Here is a 356-nt window from a genome sequence, read left to right on the forward strand (position 1 = left end):
GAAATGACTATCGCTAGTCATGGAAGTTTTTGAACTTATTAACGGTTAAGTTAATAAGGGCGCACGGTGGATGCCTTGGCACTAGGAGCCGATGAAGGACGGGACTAACACCGATATGCTTCGGGGAGCTGTAAGTAAGCTTTGATCCGGAGATTTCCGAATGGGGAAACCCACCTTCCGTAATGGGAAGGTATCCTTATCTGAATTCATAGGATAAGGAAGGCACACCCAGGGAACTGAAACATCTAAGTACCTGGAGGAAGAGAAAGAAAAATCGATTCCCTAAGTAGCGGCGAGCGAAACGGGAACAGCCCAAACCAAGAGGCTTGCCTCTTGGGGTTGTAGGACACTCTATA

1 rRNA gene is annotated in these 356 nt (G+C 47.5%); it reads left to right on the forward strand.

The features are described 5' to 3' along the window. Positions 1–43: 43 nt before the first annotated feature. Positions 44–356 (forward strand): 23S ribosomal RNA (locus tag GW534_RS16060); the annotation flags it as partial.

The sequence above is a fragment of the Pallidibacillus pasinlerensis genome (assembly GCF_009996845.1).
In the GTDB taxonomy this organism is placed as follows: Bacteria; Bacillota; Bacilli; order Bacillales; family Caldibacillaceae; genus Pallidibacillus; species Pallidibacillus pasinlerensis.